The sequence below is a fragment of the Burkholderia sp. Bp8992 genome, assembly GCF_003853705.1.
Taxonomy (GTDB): domain Bacteria; phylum Pseudomonadota; class Gammaproteobacteria; order Burkholderiales; family Burkholderiaceae; genus Burkholderia.
The window spans coordinates 1-1,154 of record NZ_QTQI01000071.1; the positions used below are offsets into that span (position 1 = coordinate 1).

Sequence of the window (1,154 nt, forward strand, 5' to 3'; positions counted from 1 at the left end):
ATGACGGACGTAGTGATCGTATCGGCCGCGCGAACCGCGGTCGGCAAATTCGGTGGCTCGCTTGCGAAGGTCGCGGCGCCGGAACTGGGCGCGACGGTGATCCGCGCGGTGCTGGAGCGTGCGGGCGTGAAGCCCGATCAGGTGAGCGAAGTGATCATGGGCCAGGTGCTGACGGCCGGTTCGGGGCAGAACCCGGCGCGCCAGTCGCTGATCAAGGCCGGCCTGCCGACGGCAGTGCCGGGGATGACGATCAACAAGGTGTGCGGCTCGGGCCTGAAGGCCGTGATGCTGGCGGCGAACGCGATCGTCGCGGGCGACGCGGACATCGTGATCGCGGGCGGGCAGGAGAACATGAGCGCGTCGCCGCACGTGCTGCCGGGCTCGCGCGACGGGTTCCGGATGGGCGACGCGAAGCTGGTCGACACGATGATCGTGGACGGCCTGTGGGACGTGTACAACCAGTACCACATGGGCATCACGGCGGAGAACGTCGCAAAGGAATACGGGATCACGCGCGAAGAGCAGGACGCGTTCGCGGCGTTGTCGCAGAACAAGGCGGAAGCCGCGCAGAAGGCCGGCCGCTTCAACGACGAAATCGTGCCGGTGTCGATCCCGCAACGCAAGGGCGAGCCGCTGCAGTTCGCGACCGACGAATTCGTGCGTCACGGCGTGACGGCGGAATCGCTGTCGGGGCTGAAGCCGGCGTTCTCGAAGGACGGCTCGGTGACGGCGGCGAACGCGTCGGGGCTGAACGACGGCGCGGCGGCCGTGCTGGTGATGTCGGCGCAGAAGGCGGCGGCGCTCGGCCTGACGCCGCTCGCGCGGATCAAGGCATATGCGAACGCGGGCGTCGATCCGAGCGTGATGGGCATGGGTCCGGTGCCGGCATCGCGCCGGTGCCTGGAGCGCGCGGGCTGGACGCCGGGCGACCTGGACCTGATGGAAATCAACGAAGCGTTCGCGGCGCAGGCGCTGGCGGTGCACAAGCAGATGGGCTGGGACACGTCGAAGGTGAACGTGAACGGCGGGGCGATCGCGATCGGTCACCCGATCGGCGCGTCGGGCTGCCGGATCCTGGTGACGCTGCTGCACGAGATGGTCAAGCGCGATGCGAAGCGCGGGCTGGCGTCGCTGTGCATCGGCGGCGGGATGGG

The 1,154-nt window shown here is 69.1% G+C and carries 1 protein-coding gene; it reads left to right on the top strand.

The window, feature by feature from the left end:
• The coding region (locus DIE03_RS37995) for an acetyl-CoA C-acetyltransferase (RefSeq protein WP_148092919.1) at window positions 1–1,154 on the top strand (1,154 nt) is incomplete at both ends.